The organism is Massilia sp. GER05 (genome assembly GCF_052056005.1).
GTDB lineage: Bacteria > Pseudomonadota > Gammaproteobacteria > Burkholderiales > Burkholderiaceae_D > Telluria > Telluria orientalis.
Map to the genome: position 1 here is coordinate 3,266,141 of NZ_CP178858.1, position 26,292 is coordinate 3,292,432.

At 64.1% G+C, this 26,292-nt stretch carries 26 protein-coding genes and 1 pseudogene; 17 read left to right on the forward strand and 10 right to left on the reverse strand.

Translation table 11 applies throughout. The annotated features are described in order from the left end of the window. The first annotated feature begins 50 nt into the window (after window positions 1-50). The gene (htpG, locus tag ACL58G_RS14670; RefSeq protein ID WP_440967537.1) at window positions 51-1,973 is read left to right on the forward strand and encodes a molecular chaperone HtpG; all 1,923 of its coding nucleotides are present in this window, start codon (window positions 51-53) and stop codon (window positions 1,971-1,973) included. A gap of 53 nt (window positions 1,974-2,026) precedes the next feature. Here the strand turns inward: htpG and ACL58G_RS14675 are convergent, their stop codons facing one another. The 4 genes from ACL58G_RS14675 to kynU are packed head-to-tail and all read right to left on the reverse strand — an operon-like array spanning window position 2,027 to window position 5,872. Continuing rightward, window positions 2,027-3,142 carry an acyltransferase family protein gene (locus ACL58G_RS14675; RefSeq protein WP_440967538.1) on the reverse strand — a complete coding sequence of 372 codons (1,116 nt, stop codon included), beginning with the start codon at window positions 3,140-3,142 and terminating at the stop codon, window positions 2,027-2,029. A 14-nt stretch (window positions 3,143-3,156) separates the two neighbouring features. Next, on the reverse strand, window positions 3,157-3,702 hold the full coding sequence (locus ACL58G_RS14680; protein ID WP_413384624.1) for an RBBP9/YdeN family alpha/beta hydrolase: 546 nt from the start codon (window positions 3,700-3,702) through the stop codon (window positions 3,157-3,159). Between the two features lie 46 nt (window positions 3,703-3,748). Further along, complete coding sequence (gene kynA / locus ACL58G_RS14685; RefSeq protein WP_440968041.1) at window positions 3,749-4,546, reverse strand: tryptophan 2,3-dioxygenase; 798 nt, start codon at window positions 4,544-4,546, stop codon at window positions 3,749-3,751. Window positions 4,547-4,597: 51 nt separating this feature from the next. Beyond that, entirely contained in the window at window positions 4,598-5,872 is a 1,275-nt protein-coding gene (gene kynU, locus ACL58G_RS14690; RefSeq protein ID WP_440967540.1) for a kynureninase, read from the reverse strand. A 584-nt stretch (window positions 5,873-6,456) separates the two neighbouring features. On the opposite strand from kynU, the gene flhD reads away from it, so the two are divergent. The 15 genes and pseudogenes from flhD (at window position 6,457) to ACL58G_RS14765 (ending at window position 19,346) form a co-directional block, all read left to right on the forward strand. Then, complete coding sequence (gene flhD / locus ACL58G_RS14695) at window positions 6,457-6,774, forward strand: flagellar transcriptional regulator FlhD (protein WP_036230363.1); 318 nt, start codon at window positions 6,457-6,459, stop codon at window positions 6,772-6,774. A gap of 118 nt (window positions 6,775-6,892) precedes the next feature. Next, on the forward strand, window positions 6,893-7,441 hold the full coding sequence (gene flhC / locus ACL58G_RS14700; protein ID WP_259447566.1) for a flagellar transcriptional regulator FlhC: 549 nt from the start codon (window positions 6,893-6,895) through the stop codon (window positions 7,439-7,441). Between the two features lie 20 nt (window positions 7,442-7,461). Further along, window positions 7,462-8,235, forward strand: a complete 774-nt coding sequence (locus ACL58G_RS14705; protein WP_413384628.1) for a class I SAM-dependent methyltransferase — start codon at window positions 7,462-7,464, stop codon at window positions 8,233-8,235. 134 nt (window positions 8,236-8,369) lie between these two features. After that, window positions 8,370-9,230, forward strand: a complete 861-nt coding sequence (gene motA / locus ACL58G_RS14710) for a flagellar motor stator protein MotA (protein WP_413384630.1) — start codon at window positions 8,370-8,372, stop codon at window positions 9,228-9,230. 36 nt (window positions 9,231-9,266) lie between these two features. Then, window positions 9,267-10,172, forward strand: a pseudogene (gene motB, locus ACL58G_RS14715) (flagellar motor protein MotB); the annotation flags it as partial. A gap of 270 nt (window positions 10,173-10,442) precedes the next feature. After that, window positions 10,443-10,994, forward strand: a complete 552-nt coding sequence (locus ACL58G_RS14720; protein WP_413384635.1) for a chemotaxis protein — start codon at window positions 10,443-10,445, stop codon at window positions 10,992-10,994. 145 nt (window positions 10,995-11,139) lie between these two features. Beyond that, window positions 11,140-11,505, forward strand: a complete 366-nt coding sequence (locus ACL58G_RS14725; RefSeq protein WP_036230353.1) for a response regulator — start codon at window positions 11,140-11,142, stop codon at window positions 11,503-11,505. A gap of 35 nt (window positions 11,506-11,540) precedes the next feature. After that, window positions 11,541-13,718 carry a chemotaxis protein CheA gene (gene cheA, locus ACL58G_RS14730; RefSeq protein WP_440967543.1) on the forward strand — a complete coding sequence of 726 codons (2,178 nt, stop codon included), beginning with the start codon at window positions 11,541-11,543 and terminating at the stop codon, window positions 13,716-13,718. A 35-nt stretch (window positions 13,719-13,753) separates the two neighbouring features. Then, on the forward strand, window positions 13,754-14,251 hold the full coding sequence (locus tag ACL58G_RS14735; protein ID WP_036230347.1) for a chemotaxis protein CheW: 498 nt from the start codon (window positions 13,754-13,756) through the stop codon (window positions 14,249-14,251). A 76-nt stretch (window positions 14,252-14,327) separates the two neighbouring features. Further along, a complete protein-coding gene (locus ACL58G_RS14740) occupies window positions 14,328-15,185 on the forward strand; it encodes a CheR family methyltransferase (RefSeq protein ID WP_413384640.1) in 858 nt (285 codons plus the stop codon). A gap of 17 nt (window positions 15,186-15,202) precedes the next feature. Continuing rightward, a complete protein-coding gene (gene cheD / locus ACL58G_RS14745; protein ID WP_259447559.1) occupies window positions 15,203-15,802 on the forward strand; it encodes a chemoreceptor glutamine deamidase CheD in 600 nt (199 codons plus the stop codon). Between the two features lie 17 nt (window positions 15,803-15,819). Beyond that, complete coding sequence (locus ACL58G_RS14750) at window positions 15,820-16,893, forward strand: protein-glutamate methylesterase/protein-glutamine glutaminase (RefSeq protein ID WP_413342043.1); 1,074 nt, start codon at window positions 15,820-15,822, stop codon at window positions 16,891-16,893. A 156-nt stretch (window positions 16,894-17,049) separates the two neighbouring features. Further along, entirely contained in the window at window positions 17,050-17,445 is a 396-nt protein-coding gene (gene cheY / locus ACL58G_RS14755; protein ID WP_036230336.1) for a chemotaxis response regulator CheY, read from the forward strand. After that, window positions 17,446-18,078: a protein phosphatase CheZ gene (cheZ, locus tag ACL58G_RS14760; protein ID WP_440967546.1), complete on the forward strand. Its 633-nt coding sequence runs from the start codon at window positions 17,446-17,448 to the stop codon at window positions 18,076-18,078. A 59-nt stretch (window positions 18,079-18,137) separates the two neighbouring features. Continuing rightward, window positions 18,138-19,346, forward strand: a complete 1,209-nt coding sequence (locus tag ACL58G_RS14765) for an EAL and HDOD domain-containing protein (protein ID WP_440967548.1) — start codon at window positions 18,138-18,140, stop codon at window positions 19,344-19,346. Between the two features lie 27 nt (window positions 19,347-19,373). On the opposite strand, the gene ACL58G_RS14770 is transcribed toward ACL58G_RS14765, so the two are convergent. From ACL58G_RS14770 to ACL58G_RS14790, 5 genes are all read right to left on the reverse strand, one after another. Then, a complete protein-coding gene (locus ACL58G_RS14770; protein WP_440967550.1) occupies window positions 19,374-20,129 on the reverse strand; it encodes a flagellar brake protein in 756 nt (251 codons plus the stop codon). 108 nt (window positions 20,130-20,237) lie between these two features. Then, window positions 20,238-21,077, reverse strand: coding sequence for a pantoate--beta-alanine ligase (gene panC / locus ACL58G_RS14775; protein WP_440967552.1), 840 nt, complete (start codon window positions 21,075-21,077; stop codon window positions 20,238-20,240). Window positions 21,078-21,098: 21 nt separating this feature from the next. Next, window positions 21,099-21,980, reverse strand: a complete 882-nt coding sequence (locus ACL58G_RS14780; RefSeq protein WP_440967553.1) for a segregation and condensation protein A — start codon at window positions 21,978-21,980, stop codon at window positions 21,099-21,101. 30 nt (window positions 21,981-22,010) lie between these two features. After that, window positions 22,011-22,208: a DUF3460 family protein gene (locus ACL58G_RS14785; RefSeq protein ID WP_056137239.1), complete on the reverse strand. Its 198-nt coding sequence runs from the start codon at window positions 22,206-22,208 to the stop codon at window positions 22,011-22,013. A gap of 90 nt (window positions 22,209-22,298) precedes the next feature. After that, window positions 22,299-23,615, reverse strand: coding sequence for an enoyl ACP reductase FabMG family protein (locus ACL58G_RS14790; protein WP_413384652.1), 1,317 nt, complete (start codon window positions 23,613-23,615; stop codon window positions 22,299-22,301). 281 nt (window positions 23,616-23,896) lie between these two features. Between ACL58G_RS14790 and ACL58G_RS14795 the strand changes: the two genes are divergently transcribed. Then, entirely contained in the window at window positions 23,897-24,142 is a 246-nt protein-coding gene (locus ACL58G_RS14795; protein ID WP_440967556.1) for a hypothetical protein, read from the forward strand. A gap of 16 nt (window positions 24,143-24,158) precedes the next feature. Here the strand turns inward: ACL58G_RS14795 and metG are convergent, their stop codons facing one another. Next, window positions 24,159-26,285 carry a methionine--tRNA ligase gene (gene metG, locus ACL58G_RS14800; protein ID WP_440967558.1) on the reverse strand — a complete coding sequence of 709 codons (2,127 nt, stop codon included), beginning with the start codon at window positions 26,283-26,285 and terminating at the stop codon, window positions 24,159-24,161. Window positions 26,286-26,292 lie beyond the last annotated feature (7 nt).

Sequence of the window (26,292 nt, forward strand, 5' to 3'; positions counted from 1 at the left end):
CCAATATCGGACCGGTCTGTCCAACCCTGTTAGCAACGAGGATATAAAAGATGGCTGTCGCCGAAAAAGAAACCCTTGGGTTCCAAGCAGAAGTCAAACAGCTGCTGCAACTGATGATCCACTCCTTGTACTCGAACAAGGAAATTTTCCTCCGAGAACTGATTTCCAATGCGTCCGACGCGGCCGACAAGCTGCGCTTCGAGGCCATCAACAACGACAGCCTGTACGGCAACGACCATGAACTGAAGATCAAGGTCCTGTTCGACAAGGATGCGAAGACCGTCACCATTTCCGACAACGGCATCGGCATGAGCCGCGACGAGGTGATTTCGCACCTGGGCACGATCGCCAAGTCGGGCACCAAGGAATTCTTCAGCAAGCTGTCGGGCGACCAGCAGGCCGACGCCGCGCTGATCGGCCAGTTCGGCGTGGGGTTCTACTCGGCCTTCATCGTGGCCGACCGCGTCACCGTCGAGACCCGCCGTGCGGGCGCCGACGCGGCGGACGGCGTCCGTTGGGAATCGACGGGCGAGGGCGACTACACCGTCGAGCAGGTCGAGAAGACCGGCCGCGGCACCGACATCATCCTGCACCTGCGCGACGGCGAGGAGGAGCTGCTGTCGTCGTGGAAGCTGAAGTCCATCATCCGCAAGTACTCCGACCACATCTCGCTCCCGATCATGATGCCGAAGGAAGAGTGGGACGAGGAGAAGAAGGAAACCGTCGTCAAGGACGAATTCGAGACCGTCAACCAGGCGTCCGCGCTGTGGGCCCGCTCGAAGTCGGACATCACGAAGGAGCAGTACGAAGAGTTTTATAAACACGTCTCGCACGACTTCCAGCCGCCGCTCGCGTACACGCACAACCGCGTCGAAGGCCGCAGCGAATACACGCAGCTGTTGTACGTGCCGGGCCACGCCCCGTTCGACCTGTGGGACCGCAACAAGCGCGGCGGCATCAAGCTGTACGTGAAGCGCGTCTTCATCATGGACGACGCCGAGCAGCTGATGCCGGTCTACCTGCGCTTCGTGAAGGGCGTGATCGATTCGAACGACCTGCCGCTGAACGTCTCGCGCGAGATCCTGCAGGAATCGCGCGACGTGCGCGTGATCCGCGAAGGCTCGACCAAGCGCGTGCTGGGCATGCTGGAAGAGATGGCCAACAGCGACGAGCAGGAAGGCAAGGACAAGTACGCGACGTTCTGGAAGGAATTCGGCCAGGTGCTGAAGGAAGGCATCGGCGAGGATGCCACCAACAAGGACCGTATCGCCAAGCTGCTGCGCTTCGCGTCCACGCACACGGATTCCGCGGACCAGACCGTGTCGTTCGCCGGCTACATTGGCCGCATGAAGGAAGGCCAGGACAAGATCTATTACGTCACGGCTGACAATTACAACGCCGCGAAGAACAGCCCGCACCTGGAGATCTTCCGCAAGAAGGGCGTCGAGGTGCTGCTGCTGACCGACCGCGTGGACGAGTGGATGCTGTCGTTCCTGAACGACTTCGACGGCAAGGAACTGGTGTCCGTCGCGAAGGGCGGCCTGGACCTGGGCAAGCTCGAGGACGAGGCCGAGAAGAAGGAGCACGAAGAGACCGAGACGCAGTACAAGGATCTCGTCGAGAAGATGAAGAGTGCGCTGGCCGACAAGGCCAAGGACGTGCGCGTCACGTTCCGCCTGACGGATTCGCCGGCCTGCCTCGTGGCGGACGAACACGAACTGTCCGCGAACCTCGTGCGCATGCTGAAGGCGGCCGGCCAGAACGCGCCGGAGAGCAAGCCGATCCTCGAGATCAACCCGAACCACCCGCTCGTCACGCGCCTGAAGTACGAGGACGCCGCGAGCCCGCGTTTCGGCGACTGGGCGCACATCCTGTTCGACCAGGCGATGCTGGCCGAAGGCGGCAGCCTGACGGATCCGGCGGCGTTCGTGAAGCGGTTGAACGAGATGCTGCTGGCGACTGCGGCGAAATAAGCAACGCAATCATGGAAGCCGGGCACTGCCCGGCTTTTTTTTTCGACCTGGATTCAGGTCCGCAGGCCCATTCCGCGCGCACCCAGCGCGAGTGCGGCGTCGAACACGCGCCGCAGCCCCCGCTGCAGCGCTTCCGTGAGCGGATTCAGCGCCAGCGCCACGACGGCGATCGCGGTGCCGATCGCGAGCATCTCGTGCGCCGCCCCGCGCTCGATCGGCAGCAGCGATTGCCACAGCCCAATCACGATCCCGTGCGACAGGTACAGCGTGAACGTATGCCCGGCCACGAAGCGGATCGGGCGCGCCAGCCGCAGCAGGGCGTCGAACCGCGCCTGGCGCGCACAGGCGAAATTCAGCAGCACGAGCAGCATGACGGCGTAGTCGGCCAGTACGCGGTCGGCGCTGCCCATGCGGATGCCGGCGAAGGGCCACAGGCCGTTGGCGACGTCGCGCAGATACGGCTCCGGATCGAACCAGCCCCACAGGCCGATCAGGACGACGGAGAGCGCCCAGCCGGCGCGGGCGAGGGTGGCACCGAACGCGAGGCGGCCCTGCAGGCGGTACAGCGCGACGCCGGACAGCCACACGGGCAGCAACAGCCACAGGCGCGGGCCGACCACCGCCAGCACGGCACCGGCGGCGAGCCAGCGGCGCCGCCCCTGCGTGAAATGGAAGACGCCGAACAGCACGTAATACCAGGCTTCGTAATCGAGCGACCAGTACGGGATCAGCCACGGCGGCCGCTCGACGAGGCTCCATACGTCGCCCAGGAAGGCGAGATGGAACGGCACGTACAGCCAGGGGCGGCGCAGTTCGTACGAGTCCCCGATGGGCACGTGCAGCACGTCCTGCACGACCGTCGCCAGGATGAAGGCCAGGGCCAGCACGGGCAGCACGACGGAATACAGGCGCGCCGCCCGGGCCACGACGTAGCTGTGCGCCGTCAGGTTCTTGTGTTCGGCGCTGTACGCGATCACGAAGCCGGACAGCACGAAGAACGCGATGACCGCCTCGCGCCCGAAGTCGGGAATGCGGGCGATCTGGGCGTCGTCGAAGATGCGGAAATAGCCGAAGTGCGCCACCACGACGGCCAGCGCGGCGCAGGCGCGCGCGAGGTCGAGGTAGAGGGAGAAGCGCGCGTCGAGCGCGCCGGCCCGCGCCGGGGTCATCGTGCCGTCCGGCGTTACGGGTTCAGGTCGCGGCAGAATTCGTCGAGCATCGCTTCGCCCTCCGGCCATGGACCGTAGCCGCTGCCGCCGTTGATGTGGCCCGCCGGCCCGATCTCGACCAGCTTGCTGCCCCACGCGCTGGCGAACCTGCGCGCGCGGTCCGGGGCCACGTATTCGTCGTTGCTGCTGGCGACGACGATCGACGGGAACGGCAGCTTCGCCAGCGGGATCGGCTTGAACCCGTTGGCATCGATCGGGTAGGACGCCGCTTCGACGTCGCTCGGCGCGACGAGGAAGGCGCCGGCGATCTTGAGCTTCGATCCGGACTGCGCCCACTGCGCCACCAGCATGCACGCGAGGCTGTGTGCGACGAGGATCGGCCGGCCCTCGCATTCGGCGATGGCGGCATCCAGTTCGGCCACCCATTCGTCCCGGTCCGGGTTGTTCCAGTCGCGATGCGGCACCCGTGTCCAGGCGGGATATTTACGTTCCCAATGCGTCTGCCAGTGTTGCGGGCCCGAGTTCCATAGGCCGGCCAGGGTCAGGATGTCGCACTTCATGTTCGCTCCAGTGTGGTCTTGCCGGCCATTGTACGATGGCGCGCCGCTACAGCGCCGTGCGCAGCGCGAACAGCTCGGGGAACAGCACGACGTCCAGCATCTTGCGCAGATAGCTCACGCCCGCCGTGCCGCCCGTGCCCGTCTTGAAGCCGATGATGCGTTCCACCGTCGACACGTGGCGGAAGCGCCAGAAGCGGACGGCCGTCTCCAGGTCGACCAGCTTTTCTGCCAGTTCGTACAGGGCCCAGTGATGCTCCGGGTCGCGGTAGACCTCGAGCCACGCGGCCATCACGCTGTCGTCGTGGACGGTCGGCTGCGTCGGATCGGCGTCCAGCCGGCTTGGTGCGACTGCGAGGCCGGTGCGGGCCAGCAGGCGCACGGCTTCGTCGTAGATCGACGGCGCGTGCAGTTCGCGTTCGAGCAGCGCGTGGTGCTCGGGCGACGTCTTGTGCACGGCCAGCATGGCGGCGTTCTTGTTCCCGAGGATGAATTCCAGCTCGCGGTACTGGAACGACTGGAAGCCCGACGACGACGCCAGGTAGGGGCGGATCGCGCTGTACTCCGGCGGCGTCATCGTGGCCAGCACGTCCCACGCGTGCACCAGCTGGTCCATGATGCGCGCCACCCGCGCCAGCATTTTAAAGGCGGGCGGCAGGTCGTCGGCCCGGATGTGGGCGCGCACGGCCTGCAGCTCGTGCAGCATCAGCTTGATCCACAGCTCGCTCGTCTGGTGCTGGACGATGAACAGCATCTCGTTGTGGTTCGGCGACAGCGGGTGCTGGGCCGACAGGATCTGGTCCAGGCCCAGGTAGTCGCCGTAGCTCATGCTGCGGCTGAAATCCATCCGCGCACCGTGCCACTGCGCGTCTTTCTTGTCCTTGTCCACGATCGCTCCTCAGGTCACGACGCTGCGTTCGGCGCGGGTGTCGTAGTCCTCGCGGTCGAGGATGTCGCGCAGGGTCTCGACGGCATCCCAGACGTCGGCGAAGCTGGTGTACAGCGGCGTGAAGCCGAAGCGCATGATTTCCGGCTCGCGGTAGTCGCCGATGACGCCGCGTGCGATCAGCGCCCGCATCACCGCGTAGCCGTGCGGATGCGTGAAGCTCACCTGGCTCCCGCGCGCGGCGTGCTCGCGCGGCGTCACGAGGCCCAGCGGGTGCGCGGCGCAGCGGCTTTCCACCAGCGCGATGAACAGGTCGGTCAGCGCCAGCGATTTCGCGCGCAGCGCGGCCATGTCGGTCGCCGCGAAGATCTCGAGGCCGCATTCGACGAGCGCCAGCGACACGACCGGCTGCGTGCCGCACAGCGCGCGCCCGATGCCCTCGGCGGCCTCGAACCCGTGCGACATCGCGAACGGCGCCGCGTGGCTCCACCAGCCCGTGAGCGGATGGCGGAACGCGGCCTGGTGGCGCCTGGGCACCCAGATGAAGGCCGGGGAACCCGGACCGCCGTTCAGGTATTTATAGGTGCAGCCCACCGCGAAGTCGGCATCGGCCCCGTTCAGGTCCACCGGCACGGCGCCGGCCGAATGGGCGAGGTCCCACAGCACGAGGGCGCCGCGGGCGTGCGCGTGGTGGGTCAGCGCGGCCATGTCGTGCATGCGCCCCGTGCGGTAGTTCACGTGCGTGAGCATCAACACGGCGCAATCGGCGTCGACGGCCGCTTCCAGTTCTTCGGGCGAATCGACGAGGTGGATGCGGTAACCGCGGTCGAGCCAGCGCGCGAGACCGTCCGCCATATAGATATCGGTGGGAAAGTTGCTGCGCTCCGTGACGAGAACCTTGCGGGAAGGATGACGGTCGGCCTGGATCGCCAGCGCGGCGGCCAGCGCCTTGAACAGGTTCAGCGACGTCGTGTCGGTGACGACCACTTCGCCGGCGTCGGCGCCGATCAGCGGGGCGAGGCGGTCGCCCAGCCGGCCGGGCAGGGTGAACCAGCCGGCCGTGTTCCAGCTGCGGATCAGTCCCTGGCCCCATTCCTGGCCGACGACGTCGCGCGCGCGGTCGAGCGCGGCGCGCGGGCGGGCGCCCAGCGAATTGCCGTCCAGGTAGATGACGCCCTCGGGCAGGTCGAATCGGTCGCGCAGCGGTGCCACCGGGTCGGCGGCGTCCAGCGCGAGGCAGGCCGCGCGCGTGGTGACGGCGGCGATGTCATGGAGAGGTGGGTTCATGCGGGAAGTGTAGCCACTTTTGCATCAATCGGGCGCAGGAAAAAATTTTCAGGATTTTTTGGTCCGGACCCTAAAGTTCTCCGGAACCCGTCCGATAACCCACCCAGATACCCGGGAAAGGGTCTCGAAAAAATTTTGGCGAAAACCCTAAAGTTTCTCTAAAGGCTGCCGATATCCCTCTCAGATGACGAGGATTGGATCAAAAAAAAGTTTGTCGAAACCCTAAAGTTCGGCAAAAACGGTCCGATAACGAGTCAGTAGGGTTGCTCAAGGGACAAAAAATTTTTTTTGAGGAACCCTAAAGTTCCCGAAACCGTTGACGTAAACCAACACAGCAATACGTTGTTGGCGACGTCGCAGGGCAGGAAATGGCCCCGGTTGCACATCATTCTTCCGGCCCCTTTTCATAGGGGAGCCACCGCGATTCGGCAGGGTTTGTCAGACAAACTCCTACGGATCGATCTCGTCTTTGTCGGACGAAAAATACAGACAGTCTCCTATTCTCCAAAAGTTTCCTCACAGTCAGAATCTATCTCACCGGCAACACACAACGCCTCACAGATAGATCAAACGGAGAGATGGAAATGACTGCGAACGACATGATGGCTGAAATTCGTGATGCGAACCTGAGCTACCTGATGCTGGCACAGCAGATGATCCGCGCAGACAAGGTCACCGCAATCTTCCGTCTCGGCATCTCGGCCGACATCGCCGACCTGATCGAAGGCATGAGCAACGCGCAGATCCTGAAACTCGCCGGCGGCAACATGATGCTGGCCCGCTTCCGCTTCGACGACGCCGCGATCCTCGGCATGCTGACGAGCCACAGCAAGGACCGCGCCCTGGCCCAGTCGCACGCCGCCATCCTGATGGCCGGCCAGCCCGCTGAAGAAATCGCATAGGGTCAGAGCCCGGTTTTTCTTTTGGGGCTCTGACCCGGGTTCAATTGCCCATTTCAGGGCTCTGACCCCGGTTTTCAGCCAGCAGCACTACATCAGAAGCGAAGTCACGGAGAACAGCATGACCAAGAAAAGCGTCGTCTCGGAAGCCCAGGAAATCCAGCTGGCCATCGAACTGATCCAGCTCGGTGCACGCCTCCAACTGCTGGAAAGCGAAGTCTCCCTGTCGCGCGAGCGCTTGATCAAGCTGTACAAGGAACTGAAGGGCGTGTCGCCGCCGAAGGGCATGCTGCCGTTCTCGACCGACTGGTTCCTGACGTGGCAACCGAACATCCACGCTTCGCTGTACATCAACATCTATAAATTCCTGGTCGAGTACGCCGGTGCAACGGGTATCGAGGCCGTGATGAAAGCCTACAAGCTGTACCTGGAACAAATGCCGCCGGCCGCGGGCGAAGAGCCGCTGCTGTCGCTGACCCGCGCCTGGACCCTCGTGCGCTTCTTCCAGGGCAATATGCTCCAGCTGGCACCGTGCTCCAAATGCCAGGGCAAGTACGTCGTCAACGCCCTCGACCTGAACAACGATTACCAGTGCGGCCTGTGCCACATGCCTTCGCGCGCCGGCAAGACCCGCAAGGCCAAGGACGCCGCCGCACTCGCCGCCGCCTGAGCGGTTTTCCCTCCAGGTCGATGACCCCGCCTGCCTCGCGCCGCGCGTTCGCGGCGCCGTCCGTCCGCGCACTGCTGGCCCAGGCCGGCGCTTTCCCTCTCACCCTGATCGCCGTCTGGCTGCTCGCCCGTGCGGGCGTCCACATGTCGTGGGAGGGCGTCGCCCTCGTCCAGGGCGCCCTGGCCGCATTGCTGGCCTGGGGCCTGCGGCTCGCCATCTGGTGGCGGGCCATCGAACTCGTGTTCCCGACCGGCGTGCTGCTGGCGCGCGGCTTCGAGCTGCCGCCGGGCGTGTTCCTCGTATTGTTCGTGCTGTTCCTTCTAATATATTGGTCGACGTTCCGGACGCAGGTGCCGTACTACCCGTCCGGGCGTGCCGCCCGGGATGCCGTCGCCGGTGTGTTGCCCGCGGACCGTCCGCTCGCGATCGCGGACGTGGGCAGCGGCCTCGGTGGTCTCGTGCTCGACCTGGCGCGGCGCCGGCCGGATTCGCAGGTGGACGGTATCGAACTGGCGCCGCTGCCGTGGTTCGTCAGCCGCCTGCGCGGCAAACTGTCGGGCAGCCGCGCGCGCTTCCTGCGCGCCGACTACGAAACGGTGAATTTCGGTCACTACGACGTCGTGTTCGCCTATCTGTCGCCGGCCGCGATGGCCGGGCTGTGGCGCAAGGCGGAGAGCGAAATGCGGCCCGGTAGCATCCTGTTAAGTTACGAATTCGATATTCCCGGAAGAATGCCCGACCGTCGCATTGTGACGACTAACAGTAAGAAAATTCTCTTTCTTTGGCAATTTTGACGGTGGTCCGGGCACTTTTACTTGCCCGTGGGCCATTCTCAAGCTAATCTAGTTCCCTACGTAAATATTTCTCTTTGGATTCGTCAACTTGGATCCAATCCGGGCGACCCCCGGAATCACGCATCGGGAGTCCCGTGTTTGTCATTGTTGGTTACGTAATCGTCTGCGCATGCGTCTTCGGCGGCTTTGCCATGGCCGGCGGTCACCTGGCAGCTTTGTTCCAGCCGCTCGAACTGCTGATGATCGGCGGCGCGGCTACCGGTGCGTTCTTCGTCGGTAACACGCCCAAGGCCGTGAAGGCGACGCTGGGCGCGCTGCCCACGCTGTTCAAGGGCTCGAAGTACACGCGCGAGATGTACATGGAGCTGATGTCCCTGCTGTTCGACGTGCTGTCGAAGGTACGCAAGGAAGGCCTGATGTCGATCGAAGGCGACATCGAGAGCCCCGAGCAGAGCCCCGTGTTCTCGAAGTACCCGCTGGTGCTGGCGGACCACCACATTATCGAATTCATCACCGATTACCTGCGACTGATGGTTTCGGGCAACATGGACGCGTTCCAGATCGAGAACCTGATGGACAACGAGATCGAGACCCACCATCATGAAGGTGCGGTCCCGGCGCAATGTATCGCGAAGCTGGGCGACGGCCTGCCGGCGTTCGGTATCGTGGCGGCCGTGATGGGCGTGGTGCACACGATGGAATCCGTGGGCCTGCCGCCGGCCGAGCTGGGCATGCTGATCGCGCACGCGCTGGTCGGTACGTTCCTCGGCATCCTGCTGGCCTATGGCTTCGTGGGACCGCTGTCCGGCCTGCTCGAGCAGAAGCTGGAAGAATCGAGCAAGATGTTCCAGACCGTGAAGGTGACGCTGCTGGCGAGCCTGAACGGTTACGCGCCAGCACTGGCCGTCGAATTCGGCCGCAAGGTGCTGTACTCGACCGAGCGCCCGACGTTCGCGGAACTCGAGGACCACATCAAGAAGGCCAAGGGCAAGTAATGGTGCGAGCTGACCACATCGGCGCGGGAGTGCTGCATGGCTGACGAAGGCCAGAAGCCGATCATCGTCAAGCGCGTCAAGAAGGGCGGCCATGGTCACCATGGCGGCGCCTGGAAGATCGCGTACGCCGACTTCGTGACGGCGATGATGGCGTTCTTCCTGCTCATGTGGCTGCTCGGCTCGACGACCAAGGGCGACATGGAAGGCATCGCCAATTACTTCAAGACGCCGTTGAAGGTCGCCATGCAGGGCGGCTCCGGCTCCGGTAACAGCAATTCGATCCTGCAGGGCGGCGGCAAGGACCTGACGCGCCGCAACGGCCAGGTCAAGAACGGCGACATCGAGCCCAACAAGAAATCGATGGACCTGAAGTCCGCGCGCGAAGCCCTCGAGAAGCAGGAGGCGGCGCGCCTGGAAGAGCTCAAGCAACGCATCCAGCAGACGATCGACGCCAATCCGCTGCTGCGCAAGTACAAGAACCAGCTGCTGCTCGACGTGACGAGCGAAGGCCTGCGCATCCAGATCGTGGACGAAAAGAACCGCCCCATGTTCGCGTCGGCGAGTGCGCAGTTGCAACCGTACACCCGCGATATCCTCGATGTGCTGGGCCTCGTGCTGAACGACGTGCCGAATCGCATCGGCCTGTCCGGGCACACGGATTCCACGCCGTATTCGACGGCCGAAGGGTATACGAACTGGGAATTGTCGGCCGACCGCGCCAACGCTTCGCGACGCGAACTGGTGCATGGCGGCCTGTCCGACGCCAAGATCCTGCGCGTGGTGGGTCTCGGCTCGGCCGTCCACCTCGACCGCGCGGATCCGTTCAACCCGATCAACCGCCGCATCAGCATTCTCGTGATGAACAAGCGTACCGAGAACGCCGTGCTGCACGACGGCACGCCGCTGGACGTGCCGGGCGAGAGCGCGGATGCGGCAGTCAAGGCTGTTGCAGAAGCGACGGGTGCCGGGGTGGCGGCACCCGTCGAAAAGGGTGCCGGGGTGGCGGCACCCGTCGAAAAGGGTGCCGGGGTGGCGGCACCCGTCGAAAAGGGTGCCGGGGTGGCGGCACCCGTCGAAAAGGGTGCCGGGGTGGCGGCACCCGTCGAAAAGGGTGCCGGGGTGGCGGCACCCGTCGAAAAGGGTGGCGGTCTGGCACAGCCGGCGCAAGCGCCGGCCGGAAAGAAATAACGGGCGGGAGTTCTGGAGGATTTTATGACGACAAGAAAAAAGATTCTCGGGTCACACGTCAAGCGCCTCCTGTCGGGCGTGTCCGACCATGGCCGGCGCCACCTGTCCGAAGTCGAGACCGACCTCGTGCAGACGACGCTGTTGCTGGAGGAAGCCGTCGAGAAGCTGACGAGCAGTTTCATGGCGATCCACCACGTGGTCGACTCGCGCCAGGAGGCGATCAACCGCCTGCTGGCGGGCCAGGCGCCGACGGCCGAGGACAGTGCGTGCCTGACGGGCATGTCGGGCGAGATCGCCGGGCACGTGAACGCGGCCGTGACGAGCATGCAGTTCCAGGACATGACGAGCCAGCTGCTGGACCGCACGCTGCGTCGCGTGACCGGCCTGCGCGAGTTCCTGACGACGCTGTCCGAGCATGGCGACGAGATCCTGCCGGAGAGCGACGGCGACGAGATCGTCGAGCGCCTGGGCAAGGTCAGCATGGCGCTGGCGATCCAGTCGCTGGAGCTGCGGAGTATGCTGCGCAAGTCGGTGGAGCAGCGGCATCTCGAAAGCGGCGACGTGGAATTGTTTTAACCATGGGGTCAGAGCCCGGTGTTCGGGTTGGGCTCTGACCTCATCTGACTATAAAAAAGCGGCCGGGCGACTGGCGCGGATTGAAACCGGGGTCAGAGCCCCAAAAGAAAAACCGGGCTCTGACCCCAACAGCAGGAGCATAAAGATGGCAAAAACTATTCTCGCAGTCGACGATTCCAGTTCCCTGCGCCAGATGGTGGCTTTCAGCCTGAAGGCCGCGGGCTACCAGGTGGTGGAAGCCGTCGACGGACAGGATGGCCTGGAAAAGGCGAAGCTTCAGACCGTCGACCTGGTCCTGACCGACCAGAACATGCCGAAGATGGACGGCCTCACCCTCATCAAGTCGCTGCGCGGCCTGCCGGGCTACCAGAAAACGCCGATCCTCATGCTCACGACCGAGTCGTCCGAAGACATGAAGACGAAAGGCCGCGCGGCCGGCGCCAACGGCTGGCTGGTCAAGCCGTTCGACCCGCAGCGCCTGATCGAGGTGGTCAAGAAAGTCATCGGCTGATCGTTTCACGCCGATCGCACCAGACGGATAATGACATGACCATCGACATCAGCCAGTTTTACAAGGTCTTTTTCGACGAGGCGGAAGAGCTGCTCGCCGAAAAGGAGCGTCTGCTGCTGGCCGTCGATATCGATTCGCCGGACCCGGAAGACCTGAACGCGATCTTCCGCACCGCCCATTCGATCAAGGGCGGGGCATCGACCTTCGGCCTGACCGACATGAGCGAAGTGACGCACGTGCTCGAGTCCCTGCTGGACCGCATCCGCAAGGGCGAGATGGCGCTCACCGGCCAGCACGTGGACGCCTTCCTGGCCGCCAAGGACATCCTCAAGATGCAGCTCGACGGCCACCGCAATGGCGCGGACGTCGACCAGGAAGCGGTCGCCAACGTGCGCATGATGCTGCACGACCTGTCCGAAGGCGTGATCGTGCCGACGCACCAGCCGACCGTGCCGTCGTTCCTGCACGCGGAACAGAAGCAGCAGGTCGCCGAGGGCGCCCACCGCTACAAGATCGAGCTGCCCGACCTCGCCAAGCGCGACGTCGACGCGCTCGTGGACGAACTCGGCCTGCTGGGCCGCGTGTCCGTCGTGCCGCTCGCAGCGGGACGCACGGCGCTGATCATCATGACGCACGAGAGCCTGGACGACATCATCGCCATCTGCTCCTTCGTGCTCGACCCGAACGACCTCAGGATCTTCGAAGCGCCGGCGCTCACCCCCGAGCAGCGCGCCAGCGAAGCGGCGGAACGCGCCCGCATCGAGGACGAGCAGGGCTACGGTTTCTTCGACCCGGCCGATCCGGTGGACACCACCACGAACGAGCGTTCCGAGGACGAACTCGGCTACGGTTTCTTCCAGCCGATCGAGCAGATCCGCCGCGAAGCGGGCATCGTGGCCGAGGCACCGCCGCCCGCGCCGGTGCGCCCTGAGCCGGTACGCCCGGAACCGCTCGAAGTGACGGAGGCGGCGGCCGAAAAGAAAGCCGCCAAGAAGACCGCCGAGGGCAGCCACGCACAGGGCTCCGAATCGTCGTCGATCCGCGTGTCGATCGAAAAGGTCGACCAGCTGATCAACCTCGTCGGCGAACTGGTGATCACGCAGGCGATGATCGAGCAGCGCAGCGACGGCCTCGACCCGATGGTGCACCAGCGCCTGCTGGCGTCCGTGTCGCAGTTGACGCGCAATACGCGCGACCTGCAGGAAGCCGTCATGTCGATCCGCATGATGCCGATGGACTTCGTGTTCTCGCGCTTCCCGCGCATGGTGCGCGACCTCGCCGGCAAGCTGGGCAAGAAAGTCGATTTCATCACCAACGGCGCCGCGACGGAACTGGACAAGGGCCTGATCGAACGCATCGTGGACCCGCTCACGCACCTGGTGCGCAACTCGATCGACCACGGCATCGAGCTGCCCGCCGCGCGCGTGGCCGCCGGCAAGTCGGAGTCGGGACGCCTGTTCCTGTCCGCGGCTCACCAGGGCGGCAACATCGTGATCGAAGTCGCGGACGACGGCGGCGGCCTGAATCGCGAACGCATCCTGGCCAAGGCCAAGCAGAACGGCCTGCCGGTGTCGGACAACATGAGCGACGCCGACGTCTGGCAACTGATCTTCGCGCCGGGCTTCTCGACGGCGGAAATCGTCACCGACGTGTCGGGCCGCGGCGTCGGCATGGACGTCGTCAAGCGCAACATCCAGGCGCTGGGCGGCACCATCGACATCCGCTCGGCGCGCGGCTTCGGCACGACGATCCTGATTTCGCTGCCGCTGACGCTCGCGATCCTGGACGGCATGTCGATCCGCAGCGGCGACGAAATCTACATCCTGCCGCTGGGCTTCGTCGTGGAGTCCCTGCAGCCGGCGCGCGCCGACGTCAAGGAGATCCACGGCCAAGGCCGCGTGGTGAAGGTGCGCGGCGAATACCTGCCGCTGATCCCGCTGTACCAGATGTTCAACATCGAGCCGCGCATCACCGATCCGTGCGAAGGCATCCTCGTGATCCTCGAGGCGGAAGGGCGCAAGGCCGCGCTGTTCGTCGACGAACTGGTCGGCCAGCAGCAGGTCGTCGTGAAGAACCTGGAAGCGAACTACCGCAAGGTCGCCGGGATCTCTGGCGCCACCATCCTCGGCGATGGCGGCGTGGCGCTGATCCTGGACGTGGGCGCGCTGCTGCGCTCGTCGCGCCAGTTGTCCGACGAATCCGTCATCTCCTGATTTAACCCTTACTTTTGCTCCGATAAGGAACCGACATGTCCACTCAACCGACGAACAAGCCGAACGATGCCCACGACGGCAACGGCAGCGAATACCTGGCCTTCACCCTCGGCTCCGAGGAATACGGCATCGATATCCTGAAGGTGCAGGAGATCCGCGGCTACGAAGCCGTGACCCGCATCGCCAACGCACCCGAATTCATCAAGGGCGTGATCAACCTGCGCGGCATCATCATCCCGGTGGTCGACATGCGGATCAAGTTCAACCTGGGCACGCCGACCTACGACCAGTTCACGGTCGTGATCATCCTGAACATCGGCGGCCGCATCATGGGCATGGTCGTGGACAGCGTGTCGGACGTGACCACGCTCACGCCGGACCAGATCAAGCCGGCGCCGGAGATGGGCTCCGCCTTCAATTCCGACTACCTGACCGGCCTCGGCACCGTCGACGAGCGCATGCTCATCCTGATCGACATCGACAAGCTGATGTCGTCCAGCGAAATGGGCCTGATGGACCGGCTGGCGGCATAAGACACACAGCGCGGCGCAAGGGACACACCCGGACCGCACGCGGTCCGCAGAACGACAGCAATCCATAGGTTATAACGTGCCGCCCACCAATACGAACAAACAGGAGACGGGCAAGGAATTCAACTTCACGCGCGCCGATTTCGAGCGCGTGCGGGGCCTGATCTACCAGCGCGCCGGCATCTCCCTGGCCGACAGCAAGCAGGAAATGGTCTACAGCCGTCTCGCGCGCCGCCTGCGCGCGAACGGCATCGCCTCGTTCGCGTCCTACCTCGACGCGCTGGAAGCGGGCCGCATGCCGGCCGAGTGGGAATCGTTCACGAACGCGCTGACGACGAACCTGACGTCGTTCTTCCGCGAGGCGCATCACTTCCCGCTGCTGGCCGAACACGCGCTCAAGGCGCGCGCGAAACACGGCGCGCCGCTCACGATCTGGTGCTCGGCCAGTTCCACGGGCGAGGAGCCGTATTCGATCGCGATGACCGTGTGCGAGGCGTTCGATACCTTGAGTCCGCCCGTCCAGATCATCGCCACCGACATCGACACGAACGTTCTGGCCACGGCCAGCGCCGGCGTGTATCCGTCCGAGCGCGTCGACAAGATGGAACAGGCGCGCCTGCGCCGCTTTTTCCTGAAAGGCAAGGGCGCCCAGGAAGGCCTCGTGCGCGTGCGCCCGGAACTGCGCCAGCTGATCACGTTCCGGCAATTGAACCTGCTGGCCGACGGCTGGGACGTCAAGGGCCCGTTCGACGCGATCTTCTGCCGCAACGTGATGATCTACTTCGACAAGGCCACGCAGCGCAGGATCCTGTCGCGCTTCGTGCCCCTGATGAAGCCGGACGCGCTGCTGTTCGCCGGGCACTCCGAGAACTTCCTGTACGTGTCCGACTCGCTGCGCCTGCGCGGCAAGACGGTCTACGAATTGAACCAAGGCTGACGCCCACGACACCGCCCATGGAAACGAACAGCCATTTCGCCACCAACGTCTATTACGACCGGACCTTCGACTGCGACGCAGCCAAGATCCTGCCCGGCGAGTACTACTACACGGGCAAGGACATGCTGATCGTGACGGTGCTCGGCTCGTGCGTGTCGGCGTGCATCCGCGACCGCGTCAAGGGCCTGGGCGGCATGAACCACTTCATGCTGCCGGACGGCGGCGACCCGGGCAACCCCGTCTCGGCCTCGATGCGCTACGGCACGTATGCGATGGAAGTGCTGATCAACGACCTGCTCAAGGCCGGCGCCCGGCGCGAGCACCTGGAAGCGAAGGTGTTCGGCGGCGGCGCCGTGCTGCGCGGCTTTTCCGCGATGAACGTGGGCGAGCGCAATGCCGCATTCGTCATCCAGTTTCTCAAGACGGAACGGATTCCCGTGCTGGCCGAGGACCTGAACGATATCTACCCGCGCAAGGTGTATTTCTTCCCGCGCACGGGCAAGGTGCTCGTCAAGAAACTGATGCAGACCCATAACGACACGCTGGCGAAGCGCGAGCTCGATTACGCCAGCCGCCTCAAGGTCACGCCCGTCTCCGGCGCCGTCGACCTGTTCTGAAGAGAAAGGCAAAACCAATGACAAAGATCAAAGTGGTGATCGTGGACGATTCCGCGCTGATCCGCAGCGTGATGACCGAGATCGTCAATTCGCAGCCCGACATGGAAGTGGTCGGCGTCGCGCCCGATCCGCTCGTCGCCCGCGACCTGATCAAGCGCACGAACCCGGACGTGCTCACCCTGGACGTCGAGATGCCGAAGATGGACGGCCTCGACTTCCTCGAAAAGCTCATGCGCCTGCGCCCGATGCCCGTGCTGATGGTGTCGTCGCTGACGGAGCGCGGCTCCGAGATCACGATGCGCGCGCTGGAACTGGGCGCCGTCGATTTCGTGACGAAACCCAAGATCTCGATCCAGAGCGGCATGCGCGAATACACCGAACTGATCGCGGACAAGATCCGCGGCGCGTCGCGCGCCCGCATCAAGCCGCGCACCCTGCATGCGGCCACGGCCGGCGCCACGACCCCGCTGCCGCAACTGCGCAGCCCGCTGACGTCGTCGGAAAAGCTGATCATCATCGGCGCCTCGACGGGCGGCACGGAGGCGATCCGCGAATTCCTCATGCAGATGCCGTCGGACTGCCCCGGCATCCTCATCGCCCAGCACATGCCGGAAGGCTTTACCACGTCGTTCGCGCGCCGCCTCGATTCGCTGTGCAAGATCAGCGTCGTCGAGTCCGCCGGCAACGAGCGTGTACTGCCGGGCCACGCCTACATCGCGCCGGGCCACTCCCACTTGCTGTTGACTCGATCTGGCGCCAACTACATGACGAAGATCGAGCAGTCCGAGCCCGTGAACCGTCACCGTCCGTCCGTGGACGTCCTGTTCCGCTCGGCGGCGCAGGCGGCCGGCAAGAATGCCGTCGGCGTGATCCTGACGGGCATGGGAAAAGACGGCGCACAGGGTATGCTGGAGATGAAGAACGCGGGCGCCTACAATTTCGCCCAGGATGAAGCGTCGTGCGTCGTGTTCGGCATGCCGCGCGAAGCGATCGCCATCGGCGCCGCCCACGAGGTGGCCGCCCTGAGCGCATTGCCGGGCCTCGTGCTTGGCCATCTGGCAACGCATGGGGGCCGGGCGTTGCGCGTTTGATCCGCATACGGTGCATTCACTGCGGTTTTATCGCCGTAGAGCAACAAAACTGCTATGCTTTAGCCTGTATTCGCAGTGCCGAACCTACCAACCTATACTAGGGGCTTCGTAGTCCTCGAAGCCCATCATCAGAGTTAAGAAACAACGGAGTATTTCATGGCTGATCCTAAGATGCGTTTCCTGGTTGTTGACGATTTTTCGACGATGCGACGCATCGTCAAAAATCTGCTGAAAGAACTGGGTTACGGCAATGTCGACGAGGCGGAAGACGGTGTCCAGGCACTGGCCAAGCTGCGCAGCGAACAGTTCGATTTCGTCGTGTCCGACTGGAACATGCCGAACATGGACGGCCTGACGATGCTGCAGAACATTCGTGCCGATCCCGCGCTGGCCAAGCTGCCGGTGCTGATGGTGACCGCCGAAGCCAAGAAGGAAAACATCATCGCGGCGGCGCAAGCCGGCGCCAACGGCTACGTCGTGAAGCCGTTCACCGCGGCCACGCTGGACGAAAAGCTGAACAAGATTTTCGAAAAGATGGAAAAGGCCGCGTAAATGAGCCAGCACATCGCCGACTCGACTTCGCCCGACGAGGTTCTGAGCCGGATCGGGCACATGACCCGCGCATTGCACGAAAGCCTGCGCGGGCTGGGCCTGGACAAGCTGATCGAAAAGGCGGCCAGCGACATCCCCGATGCGCGCGACCGCCTCGATTACGTCGTCCGGCTGTCCGAGCAATCGGCCAAGCGCGTGCTCGACGCGACCGATGCCGCCAATCCGCTGCAGGACGGCATCGACGACCGTGCCGCCGAACTCGGCCGTTCGTGGCAGGCGCTGCTGGCTGCCCCGGGCGCCGACGGCGACTGGCGTGCGCTGGCCGAGCGCACCGTCGCCAGCCTGGCCGAATCGCGCGAAGCGGCCAGTGCCACGAAGGCGCATTTGATGGACATCATGATGGCCCAGGACTTCCAGGACCTGACCGGCCAGGTGATCTCGCGTATCACGGGCATCGCCCAGAACCTGGAAAAGCAGCTGGTGCAGGTGCTCGTCGATTTCGCCCCGAGCGAGATCAAGCGCGAGCTCGACAATGGCTTGCTGAACGGTCCGCAGATCAACCCGGAAGGCAATAGCGACGTCGTGGCCGACCAGGGCCAGGTCGACGACTTGCTGGACAGCCTGGGCTTCTGATCCCGACGCGGCGGCATCAAGCCGCCGTTTTTCGTTCCACCCGGCGATCGTTACAAGACATGCACCAGACTCACTTCATCGTCCGTGAACCCCTGCTCGACCCGAAGCAACGCGTGATCGGGTACGAGCTCTGCTGGCAACAGCGCGCTGGCCAGCCACTCGGCGACGCCGACCTCGAACGCCTCGTCGCCTTCGTCGCCGACCACGTGGTCGACGAGGAGCAGGGCTGGCTCCTGCGCGACAAGATCCTGTTCCTCGACGCCGTGCCCGCGATGCTGTCGCTGGATGCGCTGCACGCGCTGCCTCCGGAACGCACCGTGCTCTCGCTGCCTGTACGCGATCTCGCGAACCCCGATACCCGTGCGGCCGTGCAGGCGCTGCGCGCGGGCGGCGTCGGCATCTCGATCCGCGGCGCCGACCCGGCCCTGCTGGGCAAGAACCTGTCTCCCTTCGCGTCCTATGCCGAAGTGCGCTTCGCCGGCGCCGACGTGGCCGCCCAGGCGCGCGCGTACGCCGCCGCGAAGCAGTCGGCGCTGCGCCTCGTCGGCCGGCCCGTGTCGACGTGGCAGGATTTCGACGCCTGCGCCGCGCTGGGCCTGGATGCCTTCGTCGGCAAGCTGCACCTGACGCCGCGCCCGGGCAACCCCGTCAAGGGCATGAACCCGGCCCAGACCATCATCCTGCAGCTGATGCAGATGGTGCAGAACAACGAGGACGTGCCCAAGATCGAGGCCGTGCTCAAGCGCGATCCGGCACTGATCTATAAACTCCTGCGCTTCATCAATTCGGCCGGTTTCGGCTCGGGCCGCGACATCCAGTCGCTGCGCCAGGCGATCGCGATGCTGGGCTACGCGCCGCTGTACCGCTGGCTCGTCCTGCTGCTGGCGACAGCCAGCACGAGCGGCTATTCGCCCGTGCTGATGGAAACGGCGGTCGTGCGCGCGCGCCTGTGCGAACTGCTGGGCCAGACGTATCTGCCGCGCGGGGAGGGCGAGCACCTGTTCGTGGCGGGCATGTTCTCGCTGCTGGACCGCCTGCTGGGGCTGCCGATGAAGGAGGTGCTGGACACGATCCAGCTGCCGGCGCAGGTCGTGCAGGCGTTGCTGGGGCGCGATGGCGTCTACGGACCCTATCTCGCGCTGGCGGAGGCGTGCGAGCTGAATTCGGACCTCGTGGCGTCGCTGGCGGCGTCGCTGGAGATCGGGCCGGTCGACGTCAACAAGGCGCATCTCTCTGCGCTGGCTTGGGCGCAGAACGTCGCCGCATGAAAAACGGCCCATCACGGGCCGTTTTGCTTATCTGCGCTTCTGGATCTTGACGACAGCCCGTTCGAGCGTCTGCCGCATCTGCATCGTGATATTCGAAATGCGGCAACCCACCTGTACCTGCTGACCCAGCAGGAAGGTGCGGAACGGCCGCAGCAGGCGGATTTCGAGGTCGGCCGAGACCGCCAGCGACGTGCCCAGTTCCAGCTGCACGCCTTCCAGCTTCTTGCCGACGTACAGCTCGAGCGCCTGTTCCGGCGTCGCGCGCAGCCCGACGCCCCCGCGTGAGAAATCGTACAGCGGCATCTCGAACACCTTGCCCAGCAGCGTGAAGCGGGCGCCGTAATTCATGCCTAGCGGCGATTCCAGGCGGGGCTCGGCGCGCCGGTTCAGCACAAGACAGACCTCCGGCAGCGGCAGTTGCACGAGATCCGGGCGTCCCTCCACGATGGCCCAGCCGGCGTCGAGCTCGAACTGGATCTTCGCATTGCTCCCGAGCGCCGCGACGAACATGGCCTCGCCTTCCGCCAGGACGTCGTTGCCGGCGAGCTCGAGGGTGAACACCTGGTGCTCGGGATCGACGCTGTCGATGCGCGCCATGACGAAGTCCCGGCCGCGTGGATACACGGTCACGGGTTCGCCGGTCAGGGCGAGCGTGGTCAACGCGTCGCCGATGTCGAACGGGTCGCGCATGTCATGGGCGCCGGAATCCGGGCGGATCCGGTCCACGGCGTCCGCCGGTTTGGGCGGGCCCTTGCGCATTTGAAGCATCGAGAGGTCGGTCAAGACGCTACTCCTTCTTTTTACGTGGATTGGGTAAAAAGCCAAGCCACGAGTCTAACAAGAAGAGTTGCCAATTCCTACAACATATTTGCAACAAAGGAACTTCTAGAGTCAGATCTCGAGATTATCGATCAAACGCGTCGCACCAAGTTTGGCGGCCGTCAGGACGACGAGCGGTGCGCCCGTTTCATATTCCTCGCGGCCTGGCGCCTGCAGGTTCATGCGCTTGCGGATCGACACGTAGTCGGGCTGCCAGCCGCGCGCAGCCAGGCGCTCCATCGCGTCGCGCTCCAGCGCGGCCAGGTCGGCGTGGCCGGCGCGGGTCTGTTCCGCCACGTACTGCAGCGTCTGGTACAGGAACGGCGCTTCCGCGCGTTCCGCCGTGCTCAGGTAGCCGTTGCGCGACGACAGCGCCAAGCCATCTTCCGCGCGGAACGTCTCGGCGCCGATGATTTCCGTCGGCAGCGCGAACTGGCGCGCCATGTTACGGACGATCATCAACTGCTGGTAATCCTTCTTGCCGAACACGGCCACGCGCGGCTGCACGCAGGAGAACAGCTTCGTCACGACCGTGCACACCCCGTTGAAGAAGCCGGGACGGAACTCGCCTTCCAGGATATTACCAAGGTCGTCGGGCGGCTGCACGCGGTATTCCTGCGGCTCCGGATACAGGTCCTTTTCGGTCGGCGCGAACAGCACGTACACGCCTTCCTTCTCCAGCTTGGCGACGTCCGCTTCGAACGTGCGCGGGTATTTGTCGAAGTCCTCGTTCGGGCCGAACTGCAGGCGGTTGACGAAGATCGAGGCGACGACCGGGTCGCCGTGGCGGCGCGCCAGTCGCATCAACGACAGATGGCCTTCGTGCAGGTTGCCCATCGTCGGCACGAAGGCGGTGCGCAGTTGTCCGCGCAGCTGGTCGCGCAGTTCGTCAATGGTGGAGATGATTTTCATGGTATCGGATTCGTAATGGCGTCACGCGGGAGAATAGGCGAGCCGCACATAGATGGGGGCGAAAGGTTCGGCCTGGGTTATTTCGATTAAGGTTTCTTTCGCCAGTTCGAGCATGGCGACGAAATGCACGACGACGACGGGCACGCTGGCCTGGCCGCCGAACAGTTCCGAGAACTCGACGAAGCGGGCCGACTGCAAGGTGCGCAGGATGGCCGACATGTGCTCGCGCACGGACAATTCCTCGCGGCCGATGCGGTGGTGCTGGGTCAGCTTGGCGCGGCGCAGCACGTCCATCCAGGCGCGCTGCAGATCGTGCGGGTCGACCTGCGGCCAGACCGGCCCCAGCGCCTGCTCGATGTGCAGCTGCGGGCGCACGAAGTCGCGGCCTTCCTGGGGCAGGGCGCCCAGTTGCTGGGCCGCGACCTTGATCTGCTCGTAGTCCAGCAGGCGCCGCACCAGCTCCGCGCGCGGGTCTTCCGCTTCCTCGACGAGCGTGTCGACGCGCTTGGGCAGCAGCATGCGCGACTTGATCTCGATGAGCATCGCGGCCATCAGGAGATATTCCGCCGCCAGCTCCAGGTTGCTCTTGCGGATCTGCTCGACGTATTCCAGGTACTGCAACGTGACCTGGGCCATCGGGATGTCGAGGATATTGAAATTCTGCTTGCGGATCAGGTAGAGCAGCAGGTCGAGCGGACCTTCGAAGGCATCAAGAAAGATCTCGAGCGCATCGGGCGGGATGTACAGGTCGGTGGGCAGGTGCAGCAGCGGCTCGCCGTACAGGCGTGCGATGGCGCTGTCGACGTGGGCGTCGACACTCGCGGTATCGGCAGGCGAGGCCGTGGTGCCGTCGCCCGTGTCGGGATCGGCGCGCCCCCCGGGCGTCGCCTGCTCGGGCACCATCGTCGTCGGCCTGGGAATGATCGGGAAGCGTCAGACTTTCGTCTGGTACGGATACGCCTGCTGGCGGAGACGCGACTCGTCGATGCGGCGCTGCTCGTCCAGCGACAGCGGGGCTTTGTCCCACAGCAGCGAGCGGCCGGCCTGCTGGCGCTCTTCCATGCCCGGGGTCTTTTCCTTCAGTTCCTTGATGAACTTCGTGTGCTCGGATTCGTACTGGATGTGTTTCATGGCTTTTCTAGGCAGGTCGTACAAACGGCGGCCTCGCTTATCGAGAGCCGCCGCATCATAAAAACAAGGAATGATACTGCGAGTCAGCGCTTATTGGTGCAGCGCATTCAGTTGACGGGCAATGATGTCGTGGTTGAGCCACAGCACCGGTGCGATCTTCTCGGCCGCGCCGTGGAACATCAGCGGGCCGGTGCCTTCCAGCACGAGGGCCGACAGGTGGTCCGTGATCAACGCCTTCTTGTCCGTGTGCAGCGACGTGATTTCGTCGGACGTGCCGATCATCAGGTCGGCCAGTTCCGGCGTGTTGTCCATCGGCCAGGCCTCGAAGTTGCGGAACGAGGTGCTGGTGGCGGTCTGCAGATACGCTTCCAGCTTGTCGAGGATCGATTGCAGCGAGACGCCTTCGCCCAGCAGTTTCTGGCAGATGTCCCATTGCTCCTGTGCCCATGCAGCGCCGCCTTCTTTTTTCAGGGCCAGCAAGAGCGGGAAGAGCGACAGTTCCACGCCGACGAAGATGTCGGACGAGTTCGTGCGGATTTCCGGGCAGTTGAACACGGTGGCGGTGACGCCTTGGGCCCAGGCGGCCTCGGCGATCGACTCCAGGCGCATCTTGGCATAGCCCTGCGTGTAGTTCGTGTAGGTCTGCCACACGTACTCGTCGCCGATCAGGATCTCGGTGCCGTGGTAGCCGTACGCCGTGTAGCGCACCTGGCCGCCCTTGGCTTCCACGCGCGCGCGGATCGGGGCGGATGCGTCGATCAGGTACTTCAGCGTGTTCGCCGACACTTCGTCGAAGTTCATCAGGATCAGCTTGCCGAGGTCGCTGTCCAGCAGGGCGCGCGACGACATGAAGCGGTCGCCGCGGCCTTTATAAATGCGGTTGGCGATGGCGAGGAAGGCCTTGATCTTCGGGATGCCGCCGGCCATCGTGTGCGCGAAGAACACGTTGGCGCCGTCCGGGATCAGCTTGTCGATCTCGGCCATGACGTCCTGGGCGGACTGGGTGAAGCGCTGCACGCCGGCGGTGCGGCAGGCTTCGATCTTGGTCCAGTCCAGCTTGTCTTCTTGCCAGCTTTTGAGGGTAATACCGGACAGCATCTCGGTCGGATTCTGCTCGCCCGGGGGCGCGTCCATGTCGAAACCGGCCATCAGGGGCACATTGACGATGCGGCCGCCGAGCTTGGCTTCCGCTTCCGCGTGTTCTTCCGGCGTCAGCGCGCGCAGGGTGCCATCGTCGTTGCGGCGGCCGACGGTGATGCCGAGGATCGTCATGCCGGCGGCGCGCGCCTCGTCGATCAGGCCGTTCACATAGCCGCGGCCGAACAGTTCGCCGAACAGGACGAAGACGTCACCTTGGCGGAACAGATTCGCTTGCGGGATGTGCCTCAGGGCTTTGTATTCGGTCATATTAGTCGCTACTACTCAAAAGTAAGTTTATTTTATGGGGTCAGAGCACGGTTCTTCTGTTAGGGCTCTGACCTCATCTAATTTTTATGGGGTCAGAGCACGGTTCTTCTGTTAGGGCTCTGACCTCATCTTATTTTATGGGGTCAGAGCACGGTTCTTCTGTTAGGGCTCTGACCTCATCTAATTAAACAGCGCATTATACTGCTACCCGCGTGCGGGAATTAATAGTATTCTGGCAAGGTATTTATCTTTCCCTCAACCTATTCCCGTACAGGTGATCCATGAAAGCCGTCCTGCCTTGCGCTGCCTTGTCATTTGTCCTGGCCGGGTGCGCCAGCACGAATGAACCTGCCGCCGCAGACATGCCGGCGCTCGGCGCCGCATCCACCTCGACGACGGACGAGACGGCCCCGATCACCGGCAGCCGCATCCCGGCCAAGCGCACTGAAAAAATGGTCAGCCAAATCGGCGGCAAAGACTATAAAGACAACAAGAGCTCGCTGATGGCGCCGTTGCAGAGCAACTGACGCCACCAGGCCGGGCTTAGCGAATGCGCATGCCCGGCTGCGCGCCGCTCACCGGCTCCAGCAGGTACAGGCCCGGATTCGCTTTTTCATCTTTCGCGGACGCGCACAGCACCATGCCTTCCGACACGCCGAATTTCATCTTGCGCGGCGCCAGGTTGGCCACGAGCACCGTCAGTTTGCCGATCAATTGCTCCGGCTGGTAGGCCGACTTGATACCCGAGAACACATTACGATAGCGGCCTTCGCCCACGTCCAGCGTGAGGCGGAGCAGCTTGCCAGCACCTTCGACGTGCTCACAATTGACGATCTTCGCCACGCGCAGGTCGATTTTCGTGAAGTCGTCGATCGAGATTTCCGGTGCCAGTTCTTCGATGTCGGAGGCTTCCGGGGCCGGAGCTTCTGCCGCGGCCTCGGCGGGAGCGGGCGCAGCAGCCGGCGCCGGCTTGTCGAACAGATCCTCGACCATCTTGGCATCCACGCGCTGCATCAGGTGGCTGTAGGCGCCGATGGTGCGGCCCAGCAGCGGGGCGTAGACGCGCTCGCCCTGGGTGTCGTCCCACGAGTACGCGTCCTCGCCGAGGAATTCGCGCACGCGCGCGGCCACGTGCGGCAGCACCGGCGACAGCATGATCGTCAGCTGGCGGAACAGGATCAGTGCGGTCGTGCAGACGTCGTGCAGTTCGGCCGTTTTCGTCTCGTCCTTGGCCAGGATCCACGGCTTGTTCTCGTCGACGTAGCGGTTGGCGACGTCGGCCACTTCCATGATTTCGCGCAGCGCCTTGCCGAACTCGCGCGCTTCGAAGTTTGCCGCGATGGCGGCCTGGCGCTCGCCGTTGTCGCCGTTCAGGGCGCGAGCGATCCATTGTTTCGCGTCATCCGACAGCGCCGATGCCAGCTTGCCGTCGAAACGCTTGGCGATGAAGCCGGCGCAGCGGCTGGCGATGTTCACGTACTTGCCGATCAGGTCGCTGTTCACGCGCGCGACGAAGTCCTCGCCCGTGAAGTCCAGGTCTTCGACCCGGGCGTTCAGCTTGAACGCGAGGTAGTAGCGCAGCCATTCCGGATTCATGCCCAACTGCAGGTAGCGCAGCGGCGAAATGCCCGTGCCGCGCGACTTCGACATCTTTTCGTTGTTCACGGTCAGGTGGCCGTGGACATTGACCTTCAGCTTGTCGATGATCGGGTGGCCCGAGAAATTCAGCATCGCCGGCCAGAACAGCAGGTGGAACGACACGATGTCCTTGCCGATGAAGTGCACTTGCTCGGCGGACGGATCGTTCAGGAACGCTTCGTAATCGATGCCCTGTTTTTCGAAATAATTCTTCAGGCTGGCCAGATAGCCGACCGGCGCGTCCAGCCACACGTAGAAGAATTTACCCGGCGCGTCCGGGATCGGGATGCCGAAGTAGGGCGCGTCGCGCGAGATGTCCCAGTCGGCCAGCTTTTCGCCGTTCTCGCCCAGCCATTCGGAGACCTTGTTGACCATTTCCGGCTGCAGGCGGCCCGGCGTGTTCAGCCACTCCTTCAGGAATTGGAAGCAGCGCGGGTCGGACAGCTTGAAGAAGTACTGTTCGGACGGCTTCAGGATTGGCGTCGAACCCGTGAACACGGAGTACGGGTTGATCAGCTCGGTCGGCTGGTAGGCGGCGCCGCACACTTCGCAGTTGTCGCCGTACTGGTCCTTCGCGTGGCAGACCGGGCACTCGCCCTTGATGTTGCGGTCGGCCAGGAACATGCCCTTGGCCGTGTCGTAGAAGCGGTCGACGGTCTTCGTGGTGATCAGGCCGTTGTCGCGCAGGCGGCGGTAGATGCCCTGCGACAGGTCGACGTTTTCCGGCGAGTCCGTGGAATACCAGTTGTCGAACGCGATGTGGAAGCCGTCCAGGTATTGCGCGCGGCCGGCCGCGATCTTCGCGACGAATTCCTGCGGCGTGACGCCTTCCTTTTCGGCGGCGATCATGATCGGCGTGCCGTGCGTGTCGTCGGCGCCGACGAAGTGCACGACGCGCTGCGCACCGGCGTCGCGCTGCATGCGCTGGAAGCGGACCCAGATGTCGGCCTGGATGTATTCCATCATGTGGCCGATGTGAAAGGCAGCGTTGGCGTAGGGCAGGGCGGTGGTGACGAACAGCTTGCGTGTCATGGTCGAA